The organism is Collimonas sp. OK307, from assembly GCF_900113705.1.
Lineage (GTDB): Bacteria > Pseudomonadota > Gammaproteobacteria > Burkholderiales > Burkholderiaceae_D > Collimonas.
In genome coordinates this window covers 146,595-165,456 of the sequence record NZ_FOQI01000013.1, presented here as the reverse complement: position 1 = coordinate 165,456, position 18,862 = coordinate 146,595, and the positions used below count along the sequence as shown (strand labels likewise).

Sequence of the window (18,862 nt, the reverse complement as noted above, 5' to 3'; positions counted from 1 at the left end):
GCGCGCTAGTTCACGGCGTAGCTGAACTACTTCGCTTTCCTGTTCTTTCGGCAACCGGCCAGCGCCATTGAAACTGGCAGCCTGGCCACGTTCATCCAATGCCTTGGCCCATTTATAGAGCTGATTTCGGCGAATCCCCAACTCCAGGGCTAGTTCAGTTGGACTCTTCTCGCCTTGTCGCATGCGCTCGACAGCCAGAAGCTTGAAGGCCTTTGTAAACGTGGCGCGCTTTGGCTGTTCAGGGGCGACAGACTTAGTCGTTGGTAACGGGGAAGGTAGCTTTGCTTTCATGGGATCCTCTCGAGGACATATTGTCCCCTATTTGGGATGTCCATCAAACCCGGGCTACCTCAGAGTTTTTTTTCGCGTCTTTTGCGAAAATTACTCTGACCCCATTTAACGAGCCACGGAGTGCATGCCATAGCATGCAGCTGGCAGCTCTTATTTTTTATCGCTACGCTGCCCCGGTTTCACAATCACCGTACAAGTCATACCCGCAGCCAGCGTTATCCCATCCGGCACCTTGTCGATATGGATACGCACCGGCACCCGCTGTGCCAGCCGGACCCAGTTGAAGCTCGGGTTCACATTGGCCAGGCCGTTGCTGCCCAACGCATTGTCGCGGTCGGTGATGCCGCGTGAGATGCTGTCGATGTGGCCGTTGACGATCTGCTCGCTGCCGAGCAGGCGCATGTCGACGGCGTCGCCGACTTTCATCAGAGGGAGTTTGTTTTCTTCGAAATAACCGTACACCCAGAACGAATTGGCGTCGATTACCGCCAGCTTCGGCGTGCCGGCCTGGGCGAAGTCGCCGGCATGGACGTTGAGGTTGGTGATCCAGCCGTCTACCGTGGCTCTGATTTCGGTGCGGTCCAGGTTCAGCTTGGCGCTGTCGCGCGCTGCCAGGGCTGCTTGATACGAGGCTTGGGCGGCGGAGGCGTCGGCGCTGGAGTTTTCGCGGTTTTCACTGGAAATTACATCGCCGTCCAGCTTGGCGCGGCGTGCCGCATCGCGTTGTTTGGTGCTCAGGCCGATCCGGCGTTCGGCTACTACCGCTTCAGCTTGCGCTAACGCCAACGTGTAGCGCGCCGGGTCGATCTTCATCAGCAAATCGCCTTTGTGCACATAGGTGTTGTCGGCTACTGGAACCGCGACCACGATGCCGGAGACATCGGCGGCGACGCTGATGACGTCGGCGCGCACGCGGCCATCGCGGGTCCAGGGCGTATTCATGTAGCGGTCCCACAGCGCGCGCGCAAGCAAGAACGCGATCAGCACTACGATCAGCGTGATCGCTACCTGCAGCAGGGTTTTTAAAATGGTTGATGATTTCATGTCGGCCTTAGAACAAATTTTTACGGCAAATTATGCGGTGTGCAACAGCAATCCGGCAGCGCCGAAAATGCAAAAGAACAGGGCGATCCGGAACAGGTTGGGATGCCAGACATAACGAAACAAGCCGAGGCGGGTGAATACCCAATCGATCGCCATCTGCAAAAACAGACAGCCGATAAATACCAGCAGCAAAGTCGGTATGAGCGCATCGAATAATGCGATTTCGCGCGGCATGGTCAAGTCTCCGAAATGATAGGTGAGGTTTCGGCAGGCGTCAGCACGGTGACGCGCTCTAGCATCGCGCCGCGCATCAGATGCAAATTGGCGAGTACGGACGGCAGCTCGCCGCAAACGGCAATCGCAGCCAGCACAGCATCCAGCGCAGCACGCAGGCTGGTTTGGTTGGGTCGCGCAAAAAGATAGGCGATGCTGCGTATGCATTGTTCGATTTTTTCGTGCGCCGCAGGATCTTCGACGCTTAACGTCTCCTGCCGCAACTGGATCACGGCACGGCCGATTTCCAATACGGATAATAACCAGGTCATGATATCGCGGTCATCCGGATTTTCCAGCGAGTGGGTAACCGCAAAGCGCGCCAGCAGATCGCGTGTGCCGCTCTCGAACCGCGCCGCCAATCCGGGTAACGGCCGGCTGCAAGCCTCTATCACCTGGTGTCGTAGTGCGCGCGCCAGGCGGCGCTTGATCCAGCTACTATCGGATGGATCGATGATCTGATACATGACCAGGGCAATGGCAACCCCGATCAAACCGCCGGCCATGCCGTTGAGCAGCGCCGGCATGTCGAACTGATAGTTGTTGCCGATGCTGGCGTAGGACAAGAAGAACAGCAATATGCCGGTGCCGATGCCAGCGTATTTCTGAGTGGTGCTAAGCCAGGCGCCGATCAGAATGAATGGAGCCAGCGAGAGGCACAGCATGATGAAATTTTCTGCTTGCGATTGCAGATAATAGGCCGATAAGAAGCCGAAAAATCCACCCAGCGCAGCGCCGATCATGAACTGCTTGACTATCTTGGAGGGAGATGGAGCTGCGGCAAACAGGGCGCTGACGACGGTCGCCATGACGACAGCGTCAGTGCCGGAAACCCAGCCGGATTCTATCCAGAATAGCGACGATACGCCAAAACCGATCGCCGCTCGCAAGGCCGATGTCACGACCAGCGTCGGGTCGGTGCGCGCCACATAATGCGAGATCAGCTGGACGTCGTCCGGCCTGTGCATTTCGTTCTGTATCACGACGGTATGGATTCTTGCGTAAACCTGCAGTTCGTCGGCAAACCTTGTCAGCAATTCGGTGGCCGAATCGAAATCGAGCAGATGGCTGCTGGCGCTGTTACTGCTTGCAGCCAGGCCGCGACGCAAGGCGACCAGGCGTTGCGGTAGCTGGCTGCGCACTTGTGTAAGCAGCGAGCGATCCTGGCTGGAGAGCGCGCGCACGATCGCTTTGTACTCCATCAACAACGCGTTGAGCGTGCTCAGTTTGCCATTGGCTTGCAGGCGGCCGAACAGCTGGTCCAATGAATGAAAGGTGGTAGAGGCGGTCATGAAGGCGTTATTCAACTGCCTTAATCGCAGGCTTTGCAGATGTCCGGCGGCGCTTTCAAATACCGATGAAGTGCGCAGGGCTTCAAGCGAAACGACTTCGCCGATAAAGCGCAGCACCATCCGTTCACGCACCGGACGCGAGCCGTCGGCAACATCATCCAGCGCGATGAAATTTTTGAAGTCGGCGAAACGCTTGCGTGCAATCTGCAGCAGGACGTCGGACAATTGTTTGGGGAACAGCACGTCGCTGACGAGCCCGGCGCAGAGTAGTCCCAACATCACTTCGCTGAGGCGCGTCATGGCGATATCGAAGGCTTGATCAGGTTGCAGCGCTGCCGGTAAGCCGACGATGACCAGGGTATATCCGGCCAGTACGAAGGCGTACGATTGAAAATTGCGGAATACGGTCGAGCCGGCGGTGCAAAAAGCCAGCCAGCAGGCGCCGGCCGCCAGGAACAAGACGGGTTGTTGCGAAAACGAAGCCGCCAGGATGATCGACATGACGACTCCGACTCCGGTGCCGACGAAACGATAAAACCCCTTGGCCAGCACCAGGCCGCTACGCGGCTGCAGTACGATGACGACGGTCACCATTGCGGTGCCCGGTTTGGACAGGTCGAATAACAGCGACAGGCCCAGCGCCAGCAAAGTCGCCAGCAGGATTTTGCTGATATATAGCAGATCCTGGCCATGACCTTCTACCCAGCCGACGGCAGCATGTTTCAGATGGTCCAGCCAGCTGTGCCGATTATCTGCAATCTCGCTCATGGTTGGCGTCGCTTATTTATCTGCAGTGGTTGTTGCCGTGGCAGCGGGTTGTGGCAAATCGTCACCCAGGCCGCCGCCCAGCGCTTGCATCAGTTGCGCCCAGCTATCCAGGTAGCTGGCGCGGATTTGCGCCACGCGTTGCTGCTGTTGCAACAGGGTCAACTGGGTTTGAATGACATTGATATTGGCGGTCAGGCCGGCCTGGTAAGCGCGCTTGGCCAGATCGTAGGATTGCTGCGCCAGCGCCGATGCCTGTTCCGACTGTCCGCGCTGCTGTTGCTGCGACTTCAGTTTGACGATCTGGTCGGCCACGTTTTGCAGCGCTTGCACTACGGTGTTGTTGTAACTTTCGATAGCACCGTCGAGTGCGGCGGTTTGAGCACCGAGATTGGCGCGCAGGCGGCCGCCTTCAAAAATCGGCAGCGAAATGGCCGGCCCGGCGCCGCGCACCCCGGCAGACGAACTCAGGAAGTTGGTGAAGCCGAGTGCTTGCAAGCCGATGAAGGCGGAGATATTGATATCGGGATAGAACGCCGCCTTGGCGACGTCGATATTCTTGTCCATCGCTTCAACCCGCCAGCGTTGCGCAATGACATCCGGGCGGCGGCCAATCAGATGTGCCGGTACATTATCGGGCAAGCCAATCGCCAGCGGCGCCTGGTTGTCAGCGCCGACCAGGCGGGCAGCCAGTTGCGGCCGCTGAATTGCATCGCCGCTGCCGGGGCCTTTGCCGCATAAGGCGGCAATCTGGTTGCGCAGCAAGGCGATGTTCTCGTCGATTTTTTCGATGTTGGCGCGCGCCTCAGGCAATGCGGTTTCGGCCTGGCTGACTTCCAGCCTGGTGCCGAGGCCCGCCGCCAATTTTCGTTTCGCGATGCTGAAGATCAAAGTCTGCTGTGCCAGCGTCGCACTGGCGATGTCGCGCAGCGCGTATTGGGTGGCCAGCTGCACATAGCCGCGGACCACGGCGACTTCCAGGTTCAGCTGGGCGCTGCGGGCTTCGGCTGCGCTGACGTGGACTGTATCGAGCGCCGACTCCAGCGCGCTGCGATCCTTTTCCCACAGATCAAGATCGTAGCTGGCCTTGACGGTAATTTCATTGTCCCAGTTCCAGCTGCCGCCGAGCGGTGGCGGAAAGATATATTCGGATGAGTACAAGCCGCGTGTGCTGCTGGCTTCGGCGCCTACCGTCGGCAAAGTGGCGGCGCGCGCCACGCCTGCCAATGACGAAGCCTGGCGGATGCGCGCCTGGGCTATCTTCAGGTTAGGGCTGTCGGCGATGGCTTGTTGTACCAGGGCATCAAGTTGCGGGTCGCGATAATTTTGCCACCACGCAGTTTTGGGCCATTGGGTGTTGGCGATATCTGTCAGCACCTTACCTGCAGAGAGCGAATTACTATCCGTCAATTTGGATTGCGGATTGATACCTGAGAAATCAGCACAGGCGCTTAGCAGGAGCGTCAGGGAACAGGCCAGCAGCAGATTGACCGGAGGGGAACGCCAGGAGAGGGGAAATAACCGCATGTGAACCCAAAATAGTATGACTGGTTTGAACGCTTCTATCTGCTAAAACCCCGGGTTTTGCGGCGCACGAGGATGTGATTCAATAATAGCAAAACGCCAGCATTGCTGGCGTTTTTACGTGACGCTGAATCTCGTTGAATCAGTGTCACATCAGACGTTTCTTTACAGCTTAGTTGCCGTTGTATACCGATGGCTCAGCTTTGTTGATCTGGCTCACGACTTCAGCGCGGCTAACTGGTTTGTTTGCGGCTGCAATCACCGGGTATTGATTACTCGCCACATTCAGCGAACCATCTTTCTGAGCTTGCAACAGTTCAGCCTGGACGTCGGCACGCGACTTGGTCGAGACGAACGGTGTTTCAGGTGGATATGGGGTAACTGCCATAGCGCTGCCAGCGGCGGCTAAGATTGTCAGACCTGCGATAAGTTGTTTGGCGTTCATGTTTTTCTCCAATAAGTTGATGGCACCGGGCTCGGCGGAACAGGCGAGATTGCAGCCCGTCGGGTCCTGCCTCGGTGAGCGGCGCACTTGCGTTGTTGATATTGCTTGTGTGTTGCGCCCATCGATGAAGCTCAGTGTAGAGACTTCACGATCAACAATAAATGGCCTTATTGGAAATTAACTATTTCTGAAATGGAAATAATAATCGGAAACTTTTTGCTGCCGACGGCAACAAATCGAGGTTAAGGGGCATGACGATAAGGCAGGGAAGAACAGCTAGTCGGAACTGAACTGGTTTTGCATCATCGGGACGCAAAACCAGTATCAGGCAGTAACGAGGCAGTAATCAGACGATGCTGCCGGATGACTCGATAATGCCGCCACCGAGACAGATGTCGCCGTCATATAGCACGGCAGATTGGCCGGGCGTGACGGCCCATTGCGGATCGGTGAATTTGAGGGCGAAATTTTCCACACCCGTTCCCACCCCCGTTCCCGGCAACGTCAGGCTGTCAAATGTACATGCCATGTCGGCCTGCCGATAGCGCGTCTTAGCCGATAAATGCGCACTATCGGGCGCTTCGCCCGACACCCAGCTGAGTTGTCCGGCTTGCAGCCTCGACGACAGCAGCCAAGGGTGATCATGTCCCTGGACGATGTACAAAGTGTTGTTTTCCACATCTTTCCTGGCGACATACCAGGGATCGCTATCGCCACCGGCATTCTTGTGCGTCTTCATGCCACCCAGGCCGATGCCTTTGCGCTGGCCCAGCGTGTAAAAACTTAGGCCGACATGCTCGCCCACTACATCGCCGTCCGGAGTTTTCATCGGCCCCGGCTGGTACGACAGGTAACGGTTCAGGAATTCACGGAATGGCCGTTCGCCGATGAAACAGATGCCGGTCGAATCCTTCTTCTTGGCATTCGGTAACTGAATCTGTTCGGCGATCTTGCGCACTTCGGTTTTCTGGATTTCACCTAGCGGGAACAAGGTTCGCGATAGCTGCGACTGGTTCAGGCGGTGCAGGAAGTAGCTTTGATCCTTGCTGGCGTCGATCGCTTTTAACAACTCGAAACGCCCCGAGTCGGCTTGCCGCACCCGGGCGTAATGGCCGGTAGCGATCAGGTCGGCGCCCAGTTTCATGGCGTGATCGAGAAAGGCCTTGAATTTGATTTCGGCATTGCACAGAACGTCCGGATTGGGCGTACGCCCGGCCTGGTATTCGCGCAGGAATTCGGCGAAAACCCGGTCTTTGTATTCGGCGGCAAAATTCACCGCTTCGATATCGACCCCGATCACGTCAGCCACGCTGACCGCGTCGATCCAATCCTGCCGCGTCGAGCAGTATTCGGAATCGTCGTCGTCCTCCCAGTTTTTCATGAACAGGCCGATGACTTCATAACCTTGCTGTTTCAACATCCAGGCCGAAACGGAGGAATCAACCCCGCCCGACATGCCGATGACAACGCGTTTTTTACTAGACATTAGCTACTCCGTAAGCGCTTGGATGAGTGTTCAGCATGCTTAACGGTGCGCGTTGGCCGCGCAGGTAATCGTCTATGCAAAGCAGCACTTGCGAACCGCGATGACGCTCGGGGCAGGCTGCCAACTCGTCGCGTGACATCCACAGGGTACGCAAGATGCCATGATCGAGCGCCTGATCGTGTTGTGCGCCGAGATCGCCGCAAAAGGCAAAACGCAAGTAAGTGACCGCTTTTCCGGTCCGCGCCGATACATAACTCGCCATATACATGCCAACCAGCGCGGTTGGCGTGAAATCATGCGCGGTTTCTTCCAGCGTTTCGCGCACGACCGCCTCCAGCAGCGACTCGTTGGGATCGAGATGGCCGGCTGGCTGGTTGATGCGGATGCCTTCACTGGTCGCTTCTTCAATCAGCAAGAAGCGGCCGTCGCGCTCTATGATTGCGGCAACTGTGACAGAGGGTTTCCAAACGTCAGTCATAAATTCCTCGGTTAATCCGATATTTTAACTTGCCTGCCGGTTTTGGATGAAAAGCGGCAAGGAAGGCGAGCGCACTCCTAAATTAATTGAAAACACGCCTTAGCACATAGCGAGGATGTGATTGTAGTCATACACGCAACTAATGATTAATTTGAGGATAAATAACCTGCATCAAGACGTCTGGTTGTTGGGTCGCAATTTTTCCGTGTAAGATTCCAGAAAGAATTCTTAACACTAATGGGAGAAGTACATGAAAATCGGCATCCCCGCCGAGACGCGGCCTGGCGAGACACGGGTTGCAGCGACTCCGGAAACGGTAAAAAAGCTGGTGGCAGCGAAGCATCAGGTCCTGGTGCAGTCTGGCGCCGGCATTTTATCCAGCATTACCGATGAAGCCTACGCGGCTGCAGGCGCAGAGATGGTTACTGCGGCGGCGGCATTCGGCGTGGAAACCGTACTCAAGGTACGCGCCCCCGGCGCTGACGAACTGCCCCTGCTGAAAAGCGGTACGGTCGTGGTCGGTATGCTGAACCCTTTTGATGCCGACAATATTGCTGTTATGGCAAGTCATGGCTTGACAGCATTTGCGCTGGAAGCGGCGCCGCGTACCTCACGCGCGCAATCGATGGATGTACTGTCGTCGCAAGCCAACATTGCCGGCTACAAAGCGGTGCTGATGGCGGCCAATACGTATCAGCGCTTCATGCCGATGCTGATGACCGCCGCCGGTACCGTCAAGGCGGCGCGCATGTTGATCATGGGCGCGGGCGTTGCCGGTTTGCAGGCAATCGCCACTGCCAAGCGTCTCGGCGCGGTAATCGAGGCCTCAGATGTGCGGCCGGCTGTGAAAGAGCAGATCGAATCGCTGGGCGCGAAATTCCTGGATGTGCCTTTCATCACGGATGAAGAACGGGAAATCGCCCAAGGCGTCGGCGGTTATGCACGGCAGATGCCGGCCGACTGGATGCGACGTCAGGCCGAGTTGGTGCATGAGCGCGCCAAGCAAGCCGATATCATTATCACCACGGCCCTGATTCCCGGCCGCAAAGCACCTGTGCTGATCAGCGAAGACACCGTCAAGGCGATGAAGCCGGGTTCGGTGATTCTCGACATGGCGGTCGACCAGGGCGGTAACTGCCCGTTGTCCGAAAGTGGCAAAACCGTCATCAGGCACGGCGTCCACATCATCGGCGAAGGCAACCTGGCAGCATTGGTGGCGGCAGATGCTTCGGCGTTGTATGCGCGCAACGTGCTCGATTTCCTGAAGCTGATTATCAATGCCGAAGGCGGCCTGGTGATTAACCGCGAGGACGATATCGTTGCGGGCACCTTGTTGTGCAGCGGTGGCGAAGTGTTGCGCAAATAAGCCGCACCACATAAGTCAGACATAAATACCGATTTCATTAATAGCTGTAAAGGGGCATCCGGCTAAGGCCGGAGGCTTCGTAAACTGGAGAATCAAGATATGCAACGCATCATGCTGCGCGCGAAAATTCATCGCGCGACCGTTACCCAGGCCGACCTGCACTACGAGGGTTCTTGCGGGATTGATGAAGACCTGCTGGAAGCGGCCGACATTCGCGAGTTCGAGAAGATCGAACTGTACAACGTCAACAACGGCCAGCGCTTTTCGACCTACGCGATCCGCGGCAAACGCGGCAGCGGCGAGATTTCGCTCAACGGTGCCGCTGCACGTTGCGCGCATCTGGGCGACTTGCTGATCATCTGTACTTATGCCCCGCTTTCGAATGAAGAGGCAAGCAGCTATGTGCCGAAAGTGGTGTTTGTCGATGACAACAACCGTATCACCGGCCTGAAGAAAATCTAAGGCTAGCGGCGCGTCTCAACAGCGCTGTCCTTCTATAAAGGGGAAATCATGGAAGTCACGCACACCATCACCAACCTGATCATTTTCGTACTGGCGATCTACGTCGGCTACCACGTGGTCTGGACTGTTACACCTGCCTTGCATACACCGCTGATGGCGGTCACCAATGCCATTTCGGCCATCATCATCATCGGCGCCATGCTGGCGGCCGGCCTGACCGAAGGCATCGTCGGCCAGGTCGCCGGCACGCTGGCGGTGGCGCTGGCGGCTGTCAACGTATTCGGCGGCTTTCTGGTTACGCAGCGGATGCTGGAAATGTTCAAGAAAAAAGAGCCCAAGGCCAAGCCGGCAGCTAAAGAGGGAGCGCACCAATGAGCATGAATCTGGTGACCTTGTTGTACCTGATCGCCTCGGTTTGTTTTATCCAGGCGCTCAAGGGTTTGTCGCATCCGTCTTCGGCGCGGCGCGGTAATGCCTTCGGCATGGCCGGCATGGCGATAGCTGTCGTCACTACGATTGCTTTGATCGTCAAGCTGAAAGCGGAATCGCAAGGAGCCGGCCTCGGTTTCTGGCTGGTGGCCGGCGGCGTGGTGGTGGGCGGCGGCATCGGCGCCTTCCTGGCCAAGCGGGTAGAGATGACCAAGATGCCGGAGCTGGTCGCGGCGATGCACTCGCTGATCGGTTTGGCGGCGGTATGTATCGCGGTGGCTGCGGTGTCGGAGCCATGGGCTTTCGGTATCGCCGCACATGGCGAATTGCTGCCGACCGGTAATCGTATCGAACTGTTCATCGGTACCTTCGTTGGCGCGATTACCTTCTCGGGTTCGGTGATTGCGTTCGGCAAGCTGTCGGGCAAATACAAGTTCCGCCTGTTCCAGGGCGCGCCGGTGAGTTTCCGTGGCCAGCATTTCTTCAACCTGGTGTTGGCCGTGGCGATGCTGGGGCTGGGAATCATCTTTGTGCTGACTCAGTCCTGGTTGCCTTTCATCTTGATGGCCATCATCGCGTTTGCGCTGGGTGTGTTGATCATTATCCCGATCGGCGGCGCTGACATGCCGGTGGTGGTGTCGATGCTCAACAGCTACTCCGGCTGGGCTGCAGCGGGTATCGGCTTTTCGCTGAACAACTCGATGCTGATCATCGCCGGTTCGCTAGTCGGTTCCAGCGGCGCGATCCTGTCCTACATCATGTGCAAGGCGATGAATCGGTCGTTCTTCAACGTGATCCTGGGCGGTTTTGGCGGCGATGCTGCTGCCGCAACATCGGCTGGAGCACAAGCCCAGCGCCCGGTGAAATCCGGTTCCGCTGACGATGCCTCGTTCCTGCTGGGAAATGCCGAAACTGTCATCATCGTTCCCGGCTACGGCCTGGCGGTGGCGCGTGCGCAGCATGCGTTGATGGAACTGGCTGAAAAGCTGACGCACAAGGGTGTCACCGTCAAGTTCGCGATTCATCCGGTGGCCGGGCGCATGCCTGGTCACATGAACGTCCTGCTGGCGGAGGCCGAAGTGCCGTACGACCAGGTGTTCGAGATGGAAGACATCAACAGCGAATTCGCCCAGGCCGATGTGGTGCTGGTGCTGGGCGCCAACGACGTCGTCAATCCGGCTGCCAAGGATCCGAAGTCGTCGATTGCCGGCATGCCTATCCTGGAAGCCTACAAAGCCAAGACAGTCATCGTCAACAAGCGTTCCATGGCATCCGGTTATGCCGGGCTGGACAACGAACTGTTCTACATGGATAAAACCATGATGGTGTTCGGCGATGCCAAGAAGGTGATTGAAGATATGGCGAAGGCGATCGAATAAGCGTTGGCCATTCCTATGAAAAAACCGCGTCGGGTAAAACCGCCGCGGTTTTTTTTATGGTGCGAGCGATGCGCAGTTTAGCGTCGTCCGAACATCATTTGCCGGGCCAGCAAGCGCCTGGCCGGCTTCACAATATCTACCAGTCCCAACGACAAGCCGAGCAGGGTTTGCGATACGGCGCCGTCGGGGGCGCTGGCAAAAATCCGCGCCATGACGTCGGTCAGGTGGATCGTCAAGCTGCGGTCTGCCTGTCTGGCGGCGGCAAACCGTTGCAGGGTATCCGGGGTGATGTCGCCGGCCAGCAAACGCGCCAGCACCGCAGCATCGCGCAAGCCCAGGTTCAATCCCTGGCCGGCAACCGGGTGCAGGGTTTGCGCGGCGTTGCCAATGGCCACGGTCCTGAGCGTGGCTGCAGGGCGAGCATTCAAGCCTAGCGGAAAGCTGTTGCGCTTCGAGGTTTTGAGAAAGCGCCCAAGCCGGCCGCCGAAGGCTTGTGTCAATGCCGCCAGGAATGCCCCATCATCCAGCGCCAGCAGCTGGCTTGCAGTATCGGGACGCACACACCATACCAAGGCGTAGTTGTTCCCGTGTTCGTCGTCTTGCGGCAGCAGCGCGAGCGGTCCTTGATCGGTGAAGCGTTCAAATGCGCGGTGTGGAATCGGTGCGCTGCCCTGGACATGGGCGACGATGCCGATTTGCTGGTAATCGCGTTGCAGCGATTTGTCATCCTGGGCGCCGAATACACCGCCTTCAGCTTGCACCAGCAATTTGCTCCGCAGCGAACTGCCATCCGACAATTGCAATTCCACATGGTCATCTTGTTCGGTGCTGGCGCTGACTTGCAGCGGCCGCAGCAAGTGGATGCCAGCCAGCGCCGGCAGTGCTGCCAAAGCCGTTATCAGGTTGCCGTAGCGCGTGACATAGCCGAGCGCCGGCAGCTGGAATTCCTCGCGCTGGATCAGGGTGCGGCCGAAATGCGCGCGGCGCGATACATGGATTTGATGAATGGCGGTGGCGGCAATCGGCCAGGCGCCGATCTCTTGCAGGATCTGGCGGCTGCCGTAGGAGAGCGCCAGGGAACGCGGATCTTGCCGTGCCAGTTCAACTGTCTTGGCGTCAATCAGTGCAATCCGCGCAGCTGCAACGCCACGTTTGACCAGTAATGCAGCCAGGCTCAGGCCGACCGGACCGGCGCCGCAGATGGCGATGTCGACTTCTGTCTGGTGCTGCGGATGGGTGAGGCTGCTCATGTCGGCAAGCCCCAGCTGCGCAACTGGGCCGCGGTGGCGGCGGGGTCGGTATGATGAATGGCGCGCCAGCCGAGCGCGTGCGCCGCATCGACGTTTCTGCGGATATCGTCGATGAACACCAGTTGTTCCGGTTGCGCATCGGGATAGTGTTTGCGGATGCGTTCCAGCATGCGTTGGTAAATGCGCGCATCCGGCTTGACCAGTTTTTCATCACCGGAAACCAGTACATCCTTGAAGCGATGGAGGAATGGATAGTTGTCGCGCGCGTACGGGAAAGTTTCACCCGACCAGTTGGTTAAAGCGTACAGCGGGACGCCGGCGGTTTCCAGCGCCTCGAAAATCGCCATGCCTTCTGCCAGTGTGCCGCCAAGCATTTCGGTCCAGCGCGCATAGAAAGCGTGGATCAGACGGGCGTGCTCAGGATGGCGGGCGCTGAGGATGGCGGTTGCCTCGCTGAGCGGGCGGCCGGCATCTTGCTGGAGATTCCACTCGCTGTTACAGACGTTGGCGAGGAACCATTTCCGCTCGCTTTCATCGGTGATCAGCTTACGGAACAGGTAGTCCGGATTCCAGTCGAATAGTACGCCGCCGAGGTCGAAGACGACGATGGTGGGAGATGCGTTTGTCATGGATATCATGATACTCGTGTCTGTACTACGACGTCTTCCTTGGGGCGCGCTTGCTTCATTTGCGCATCAATGCTTCGATCTCGGCTACCGAGGTAGGAACGTCGCTAGTCAGGTTGACGTTGCCGTCTGCAGTAACCAGAATATCGTCTTCAATGCGGATGCCGATATTCCAGAATTGTTTCGGCACACCCTCGGCCGGACGCACGTAGATGCCCGGCTCGACCGTGGTGACCATGCCTGGCTGCAGCTTGCGCCACGGCTTTTGCTGGCCTTCCGGGGCTGCGTCGCCGGGTTCGCGATAAGCGCCGACGTCATGCACGTCAAGGCCGATCCAGTGGCCGGTGCTGTGCATGTAGAACTGGCGATAGTCGCCATTGGCGATCACGTCGTCGAGCGTGCCGGCTTTGTTCTTGTCGAGCAGGCCGGTATCCAGCATGCCTTGCGCCAGTATCCGTAGCGCCGCATTGTGGCCATCGATGAAGCGTTGTCCCGGGCGAGTTGCCGCGATCGCTGCGTGCTGCGCCGCCAATACGATTTCATACAAGGTTTTTTGCGGGCCGGAGAATACGCCATTGGCTGGGAATGTGCGGGTGATGTCGGAGGCGTAGCTCTCGAACTCGCAGCCGGCATCGATCAGCACCAGGTCGCCGTCTTTCAGCTCGGTGTTGCCGGCGCGGTAGTGCAATACACAAGCATTCGATCCTGTGGCGACGATAGAGGTGTAGGCCGGCGACTCCGCGCCTTGGGTGCGGAATTCATGCAGCAATTCGGCTTCCAGATGATATTCGCGCAAGCCGGGCCGCGCCATACGCATCGCGCGGCAATGGGCGCCGGCGGCAATCTGCCCGGAGCGCTGCATGATGGCGTGTTCACCCGCATCTTTGAACAGGCGCATTTCAGCCAGCAGCGGATCCAGGCTATGGATGGTGGCCGGTGCGCTAACGCCGATGCGGGCCTGTCCGCTCAGCTTGTTGAGCCAGCCTTGCAACTGGCTATCGCGATTTGCCTGTTTGCCGAGCGAGTAAAAAATCGCCGGCGCATCGGCCAACAGTTTCGGCATTTCGGTATCGATGGCGTCGATCGCAAACGCGGCGTCGAAACCGAGTTGCTTGCGGGCGGCGTCAGGGCCGAAGCGATAGCCGTCCCAGATTTCCCGCTCCAGGTTTTTTTCCCGGCAAAACAGGATCGCCTTTGAATCTTTGCCAGCGATCAGGACGATCACGGCGTCCGGCTCGGTGAAGCCGGAAAGATAATAGAAGCTGCTGTCGTGGCGATACGGAAAATCGGAATCGGCATTACGCGCGGCCTCGGGCGCTGTCGAGATGATGGCGACGCCGCCGCCCATGGCCTGCATTTGCGCAATCAGTTTGCTGCGGCGGGTGCTGTAAGGAGTCATGCTGGCGTCTTTCTGGAATAGGTTAGTGTGCTGCAGCTAGGCGTTATCGAAGGCATTGGCAACTACAGCGGCGCGTTCAATTGATTCAGGCGTTCGATGGTGCCGACATCGGTCCATTCGCCACGATACACGTCGCCGCCGATCTGGCCGCGCGCCGCGTTTTCGCGTAGCAGGGTCACCAGTTTTTCCGATTGGCCGGCGCTGACGCCATCGAACATCGAAGGCCGATAAACGCCAATCCCTGAGAAGGTATAGGTATGGCCGGGTTCCCCCTCATTGCTGACCGAAAAACTGTGCAGCCCGAAATCGCCCTGTGGGTGGTGGGGCGGATTTTTTACCAGAAACAGCCAGGCATTGTCGCGCTTGTCCAGCGCATACGGCTGACCCCAGATGTCGTTGTCTTCCAGCGTATTCTTGACTTGCCCGAAGTCGAAATGCGGGCAGTAAACATCGCCTGCAATCGCCACGAACGGCGCCTCGCCGAGCAGATGGCGGGCGTTGGCGATGCCGCCTGCGGTTTCCAGCGCCACGACTTCCGGCGAATAGGTAATCTTCGCGCCGAATTTGCTGCCGTCGCCCAGCGTATCTTCAATCATCTGTCCCAGGTGAGCGTGATTGATGACGATGTCGGTGATGCCGGCACGCACCAGGTTGAGAATGTGCCAGACGATCAGCGGCCGGCCGCGGACCGTCAGCAAAGGTTTGGGAATGGTGTCGGTCAACGGACGCATGCGCTCGCCGCGGCCGGCGGCAAAAATCATTGCTTTCATGGATACTCTATTCGATTTGCAATTGGAACGGATCAGAACGTATAGCCGACCTGCACCGCTTTATCTTCCAGCTTATCCAGCAAGCGTACCAGCGGGATCAGTTCGCGGTAGCGCAGCGCCGTCTTGCGGGTGTACTCCATGACCAGCGAGATGTCTTTCAAATAGGCTTCCTTGCCGTCGCGGTGATACAGGCGCGCGAACAGGCCGAGTATTTTCAGGTGCCGTTGCAAGCCCATGTATTCGAAATCGCGATAGAAAATGTCGATATCGGGATTAACCGGCAGGCCGGCGCGTTTGGCGCGTTCCCAGTAGCGGATCGCCCAGTCGAGCACCTGCGCTTCATCCCACTGGATGTAGACATCGCGCAGCAGCGATACGATGTCATAGGTAATCGGGCCGAACAGCGCGCCCTGGAAATCCAGCACTCCAGGATTGCCGTTTGGCAGCACCATCAGGTTACGTGAATGATAATCGCGATGGATGAATACCTGCGGCTGCGCCAAGGTGTTGGCGAGGATGGCGTCGAAAACCTTGTTCAGGTCGCTGGTTTGCTGGTCGCTCAGGCTTGCTTTCAGATGCTTGCCGAGATACCACTCTGGAAATATTTGCAATTCTCGCAACAGGAAGGCACGGTCGTACTCAGGCAGCACGCCTGGCTGACTCTTGGTTTGCAGCAACACCAGAGCATCGATGGCGTCCATATACAATTTAGGTGCGCTGTCGTCGTTCAATTGCTGCAGGTAAGTTGTAGAGCCCAGGTCGGATAACAGCAAAAAGCCGCGTTCAACGTCTTGCGCCAGGATTTCTGGCACCGACAGGCCGATACCGGCGAACAGCCCGGCAATCTCGATGAAGGGTTTGACATCTTCTTGCGGCGGCGGTGCATCCATCACAATCAGGGTTTTGCCATCGACGGCATCGAGCCTGAAATAGCGCCGGAAACTGGCGTCGGCAGAGGCTGGGCGTAGCGTTGCAGGCAGAGTGGGTATGGCGCTAAGCGTAGTTAGCCATTCGACAATTTGGGTCTGGCGCAGATCGGGTACAGCGGGGGGAGACTGTGATAAAGACATTAAGCATTCCAGTAATACGGTTGTCGGTAGTGAGTTCCCATATAATAAGGGATTAATTTCAAAAAATCGCCTGCTATGGTGTTTGCCAAATTCATTTCATGACCCGGTCCTCCTCAGCGCTACCTAAGCAATTCCAGTCACATTCGGGTCGGACCACGTCCCAATTGCCCGCATTGCGGCGCATGACCGTCATGGTAGCTTCGGTTATCGCGGCGATATCCATGCCGATGTGGGTGTGGGCGCAATCGGTCGATCCGGTCACGCCAGTCGTTCCCACCACGCAAAACAATGTCAAGCCGCCGCGCGTCAACGATTCCGATGCGCCGACCACGGTAGAGGCTGAGCAGATGACCGGCCGCCCGGACCGGGTGATCAACCTGGATAACGATGTCGACATGACACGCGGTCAAACCGAGATCAAGTCCAACAAGGCGACTTACCGGATCGTCGAGAACGAGGCAGAAGCCCATGGTTGCGTGCGGATGAATCGCTATGGCGACAAATACACCGGCGATGATCTCAAGCTGAATATGGATTCCGGGCAAGGTTTCCTGACCAACCCGACTTACTGGTTTAAAGCCAATGACGGTCACGGCAACGCTGAGCGCATCGATTTTATCGATGAGGACAAGTCGAAAATCATCACCGGCACCTACACTACCTGTCCCGGCACCAAGCCGGACTGGTATATCAAGTCGAGTACGCTGGATGTCGATAGCGGCCTGGGCGAGGGCGTGGCGCATAACGGCATTCTTTACTTCAAGAGCGTGCCTATCCTTGGTTCACCGGTCTTGTCCTTCCCGTTGTCGAACGAACGCCAGTCCGGCGTGTTGCCGCCGATAATCGGCAGCACCAACAACGGCGGGTTCGAGTTCAATCTTCCCTATTATTTCAATATCGCCCCTAATCGCGATTTGACGCTGTACCCCAACATCATCACCCAGCGCGGTTTGCAAATGGGGGCTGACGCCCGTTATATGGGGGATGGGTACAGCGGGCAGACCAAGGTTGAATTTTTGCCGGACGACAAGCTGACCAAGAGCAACCGCTACGCCGTGCAATCGATTCATGCGCAGACGCTGGCGCCTGGCTGGTCCATGGGCTGGAATGTTAACTTTGCTTCGGATAATAGTTATCCGGACGATTTTTCGCGTTCGATTACCCAAAGTTCAGCGCGCGTATTGAATCGGGAATTCGATTTGAACTACTCCGGCTCGTTCTGGAGCGTGGCAGCGCTGGCTTCGCGCTATCAGCTATTGCAGGATTTTGACGCTAATGGAAATGCAACGCTTAGCCGTCCGTATGATCGCCTGCCCCAAGTTACCGTGAACGCAGGTAAACAGGATATTTATGGTTTTGACTGGAGCGTGAACGCGCAATATACCCGTTTCAGGAATAGCCAATACGATTCCTCAACAAACACCTTGTTGCCACTAGGTGGCGACCGCATCTACATCAACCCGCAGCTTTCTTACCCGATTATTCGACCGGGCTATTTCATTACGCCGAAAATCCAGCTGGATGCTACGGCATACAACATCTCGCCGAATAAGGCTGGCATACCGAATCAGCCAACTCTGCCAACTTCGGCAGATCAAACATCGCTGGGAAACAGCTATAACCGGGTACTGCCGACTTTCTCGTTCGATACCGGCTTGATTTTCGAGCGCGACGCAAAGTTTTTCGGCAACCAGATGACGCAGACGCTGGAACCGCGCCTGTTCTACGTGCGTACGCCTTACCGTGACCAGAGCCAGTTCCCGCTGTTCGACAGTGGCGTCGCAGATTTCAATTTCGCCCAGATTTTCACTGAAAACCGTTACAGCGGCCATGACCGTATCGGTGACGCCAATCAACTGACCGCTGCCGTGACTTCGCGTTTTATCGAGGAATCCGGCGTGGAACGTTTGCGCCTGGGTATCGGTCAGCGTTTTTACTTTACCGAACCACGCGTGACGCTCGGAGGCACTACCGATACAATCACCAGCAGCCGTTCGGATTTGCTGTTGATGGCGGGCGGACAGATAACGCAGGCACTGGGTGTCGACAATACAATCCAGTACAGCCAGAGCAATAATCAGTGGGTGCGCGCCAATTCCAGCATCAAATGGCAGCCGGGTCCGAAAAAAGTCATCAACTTCTCTTATCAGCTGGATCATAACAACGTCGATCCGCTGCTGCTGGACAGCAAATACCTGAAGCAGTTTGATGTCTCCGCCCAATGGCCAATCAGCCGCCGTTGGTATGGTGTGGGCCGCGTCAGCTACTCTTTGCAGGAAAAAACAGTCGGACAAAGCCTGCTTGGACTGGAATACAAAGCCGATTGCTGGGTCTTCCGTGTGGTGGGACAACGTACGCCGACATCGTCAACCCGCTCGACTACAGGTATATTCGTGCAACTTGAGTTGAATGGTTTATCAAGCATCGGGTCGAATCCGATACAAGCCCTGCGTAGCGGTGTTCCAGGTTATCAGAATGTTAATCAACCCGACTCTTTCATTAGCCGTTGAATC

The 18,862-nt window shown here is 57.2% G+C and carries 18 protein-coding genes; 5 read left to right on the top strand and 13 right to left on the bottom strand.

The annotated features are described in order from the left end of the window. From BM205_RS17290 to BM205_RS17255, 8 genes are all read right to left on the bottom strand, one after another. The coding region (locus tag BM205_RS17290) for a transposase (protein WP_139227217.1) at positions 1-291 on the bottom strand (291 nt) is incomplete at its 3' end. 150 nt (positions 292-441) lie between these two features. Continuing rightward, positions 442-1,335 (bottom strand): efflux RND transporter periplasmic adaptor subunit, encoded by an 894-nt coding sequence (locus BM205_RS17285; protein WP_092416103.1) that lies wholly within the window; start codon positions 1,333-1,335, stop codon positions 442-444. A 30-nt stretch (positions 1,336-1,365) separates the two neighbouring features. Then, a complete protein-coding gene (locus tag BM205_RS17280; RefSeq protein ID WP_092416102.1) occupies positions 1,366-1,569 on the bottom strand; it encodes a DUF1656 domain-containing protein in 204 nt (67 codons plus the stop codon). 2 nt (positions 1,570-1,571) lie between these two features. Continuing rightward, positions 1,572-3,668: an FUSC family protein gene (locus tag BM205_RS17275; protein WP_092416101.1), complete on the bottom strand. Its 2,097-nt coding sequence runs from the start codon at positions 3,666-3,668 to the stop codon at positions 1,572-1,574. 12 nt (positions 3,669-3,680) lie between these two features. Further along, on the bottom strand, positions 3,681-5,192 hold the full coding sequence (locus BM205_RS17270) for an efflux transporter outer membrane subunit (protein ID WP_092416100.1): 1,512 nt from the start codon (positions 5,190-5,192) through the stop codon (positions 3,681-3,683). Between the two features lie 169 nt (positions 5,193-5,361). Beyond that, positions 5,362-5,634 carry a DUF4148 domain-containing protein gene (locus BM205_RS17265; RefSeq protein ID WP_092416099.1) on the bottom strand — a complete coding sequence of 91 codons (273 nt, stop codon included), beginning with the start codon at positions 5,632-5,634 and terminating at the stop codon, positions 5,362-5,364. A gap of 346 nt (positions 5,635-5,980) precedes the next feature. Continuing rightward, positions 5,981-7,120: a tRNA 2-thiouridine(34) synthase MnmA gene (gene mnmA / locus BM205_RS17260; RefSeq protein WP_092416098.1), complete on the bottom strand. Its 1,140-nt coding sequence runs from the start codon at positions 7,118-7,120 to the stop codon at positions 5,981-5,983. After that, positions 7,113-7,598: an NUDIX hydrolase gene (locus tag BM205_RS17255; RefSeq protein ID WP_092416097.1), complete on the bottom strand. Its 486-nt coding sequence runs from the start codon at positions 7,596-7,598 to the stop codon at positions 7,113-7,115. The genes mnmA and BM205_RS17255 overlap by 8 nt, the downstream gene beginning before the upstream one ends. A 250-nt stretch (positions 7,599-7,848) precedes the next feature. Between BM205_RS17255 and BM205_RS17250 the strand changes: the two genes are divergently transcribed. The 4 genes from BM205_RS17250 (at position 7,849) to BM205_RS17235 (ending at position 11,234) form a co-directional block, all read left to right on the top strand. Next, entirely contained in the window at positions 7,849-8,964 is a 1,116-nt protein-coding gene (locus BM205_RS17250) for a Re/Si-specific NAD(P)(+) transhydrogenase subunit alpha (protein ID WP_092416096.1), read from the top strand. Between the two features lie 99 nt (positions 8,965-9,063). Beyond that, positions 9,064-9,426 (top strand): aspartate 1-decarboxylase, encoded by a 363-nt coding sequence (gene panD, locus BM205_RS17245; RefSeq protein WP_061541468.1) that lies wholly within the window; start codon positions 9,064-9,066, stop codon positions 9,424-9,426. A 48-nt stretch (positions 9,427-9,474) separates the two neighbouring features. After that, the gene (locus BM205_RS17240; protein ID WP_092416095.1) at positions 9,475-9,801 is read left to right on the top strand and encodes an NAD(P) transhydrogenase subunit alpha part 2; all 327 of its coding nucleotides are present in this window, start codon (positions 9,475-9,477) and stop codon (positions 9,799-9,801) included. Next, entirely contained in the window at positions 9,798-11,234 is a 1,437-nt protein-coding gene (locus tag BM205_RS17235) for an NAD(P)(+) transhydrogenase (Re/Si-specific) subunit beta (RefSeq protein ID WP_092416094.1), read from the top strand. Before BM205_RS17240 ends, BM205_RS17235 begins: the two co-directional genes overlap by 4 nt. 77 nt (positions 11,235-11,311) lie before the next feature. Here the strand turns inward: BM205_RS17235 and BM205_RS17230 are convergent, their stop codons facing one another. The 5 genes from BM205_RS17230 to BM205_RS17210 all read right to left on the bottom strand — a co-directional run bounded on the left by BM205_RS17230 (position 11,312) and on the right by BM205_RS17210 (position 16,349). Next, on the bottom strand, positions 11,312-12,484 hold the full coding sequence (locus BM205_RS17230; protein WP_092416093.1) for a UbiH/UbiF/VisC/COQ6 family ubiquinone biosynthesis hydroxylase: 1,173 nt from the start codon (positions 12,482-12,484) through the stop codon (positions 11,312-11,314). Continuing rightward, positions 12,481-13,113 (bottom strand): HAD family hydrolase, encoded by a 633-nt coding sequence (locus tag BM205_RS17225; protein ID WP_092416092.1) that lies wholly within the window; start codon positions 13,111-13,113, stop codon positions 12,481-12,483. The genes BM205_RS17230 and BM205_RS17225 overlap by 4 nt, the downstream gene beginning before the upstream one ends. Before the next feature lie 55 nt (positions 13,114-13,168). Continuing rightward, on the bottom strand, positions 13,169-14,509 hold the full coding sequence (gene pepP, locus BM205_RS17220) for a Xaa-Pro aminopeptidase (RefSeq protein ID WP_092416091.1): 1,341 nt from the start codon (positions 14,507-14,509) through the stop codon (positions 13,169-13,171). A 62-nt stretch (positions 14,510-14,571) separates the two neighbouring features. Then, positions 14,572-15,279, bottom strand: coding sequence for an N-acetylmuramate alpha-1-phosphate uridylyltransferase MurU (gene murU / locus BM205_RS17215; RefSeq protein ID WP_092416090.1), 708 nt, complete (start codon positions 15,277-15,279; stop codon positions 14,572-14,574). 32 nt (positions 15,280-15,311) lie between these two features. After that, positions 15,312-16,349: an aminoglycoside phosphotransferase family protein gene (locus BM205_RS17210; RefSeq protein ID WP_092416089.1), complete on the bottom strand. Its 1,038-nt coding sequence runs from the start codon at positions 16,347-16,349 to the stop codon at positions 15,312-15,314. Between the two features lie 182 nt (positions 16,350-16,531). Here BM205_RS17210 and BM205_RS17205 point away from each other — a divergent pair, with 182 nt between their 5' ends. Beyond that, the gene (locus tag BM205_RS17205; protein WP_254783932.1) at positions 16,532-18,859 is read left to right on the top strand and encodes an LPS-assembly protein LptD; all 2,328 of its coding nucleotides are present in this window, start codon (positions 16,532-16,534) and stop codon (positions 18,857-18,859) included. Positions 18,860-18,862 lie beyond the last annotated feature (3 nt).

Bases quoted from the DNA above. Each gene is read 5' to 3' on its own strand.
- BM205_RS17285 (WP_092416103.1), bottom strand. From the start codon at position 1,335: ATGAAATCATCAACCATTTTAAAAACCCTGCTGCAGGTAGCGATCACG.
- BM205_RS17280 (WP_092416102.1), bottom strand. From the start codon at position 1,569: ATGCCGCGCGAAATCGCATTATTCGATGCGCTCATACCGACTTTGCTG.
- BM205_RS17275 (WP_092416101.1), bottom strand. From the start codon at position 3,668: ATGAGCGAGATTGCAGATAATCGGCACAGCTGGCTGGACCATCTGAAA.
- BM205_RS17270 (WP_092416100.1), bottom strand. From the start codon at position 5,192: ATGCGGTTATTTCCCCTCTCCTGGCGTTCCCCTCCGGTCAATCTGCTG.
- BM205_RS17265 (WP_092416099.1), bottom strand. From the start codon at position 5,634: ATGAACGCCAAACAACTTATCGCAGGTCTGACAATCTTAGCCGCCGCT.
- mnmA (WP_092416098.1), bottom strand. From the start codon at position 7,120: ATGTCTAGTAAAAAACGCGTTGTCATCGGCATGTCGGGCGGGGTTGAT.
- BM205_RS17255 (WP_092416097.1), bottom strand. From the start codon at position 7,598: ATGACTGACGTTTGGAAACCCTCTGTCACAGTTGCCGCAATCATAGAG.
- BM205_RS17250 (WP_092416096.1), top strand. From the start codon at position 7,849: ATGAAAATCGGCATCCCCGCCGAGACGCGGCCTGGCGAGACACGGGTT.
- panD (WP_061541468.1), top strand. From the start codon at position 9,064: ATGCAACGCATCATGCTGCGCGCGAAAATTCATCGCGCGACCGTTACC.
- BM205_RS17240 (WP_092416095.1), top strand. From the start codon at position 9,475: ATGGAAGTCACGCACACCATCACCAACCTGATCATTTTCGTACTGGCG.
- BM205_RS17235 (WP_092416094.1), top strand. From the start codon at position 9,798: ATGAGCATGAATCTGGTGACCTTGTTGTACCTGATCGCCTCGGTTTGT.
- BM205_RS17230 (WP_092416093.1), bottom strand. From the start codon at position 12,484: ATGAGCAGCCTCACCCATCCGCAGCACCAGACAGAAGTCGACATCGCC.
- BM205_RS17225 (WP_092416092.1), bottom strand. From the start codon at position 13,113: ATGACAAACGCATCTCCCACCATCGTCGTCTTCGACCTCGGCGGCGTA.
- pepP (WP_092416091.1), bottom strand. From the start codon at position 14,509: ATGACTCCTTACAGCACCCGCCGCAGCAAACTGATTGCGCAAATGCAG.
- murU (WP_092416090.1), bottom strand. From the start codon at position 15,279: ATGAAAGCAATGATTTTTGCCGCCGGCCGCGGCGAGCGCATGCGTCCG.
- BM205_RS17210 (WP_092416089.1), bottom strand. From the start codon at position 16,349: ATGTCTTTATCACAGTCTCCCCCCGCTGTACCCGATCTGCGCCAGACC.
- BM205_RS17205 (WP_254783932.1), top strand. From the start codon at position 16,532: ATGACCGTCATGGTAGCTTCGGTTATCGCGGCGATATCCATGCCGATG.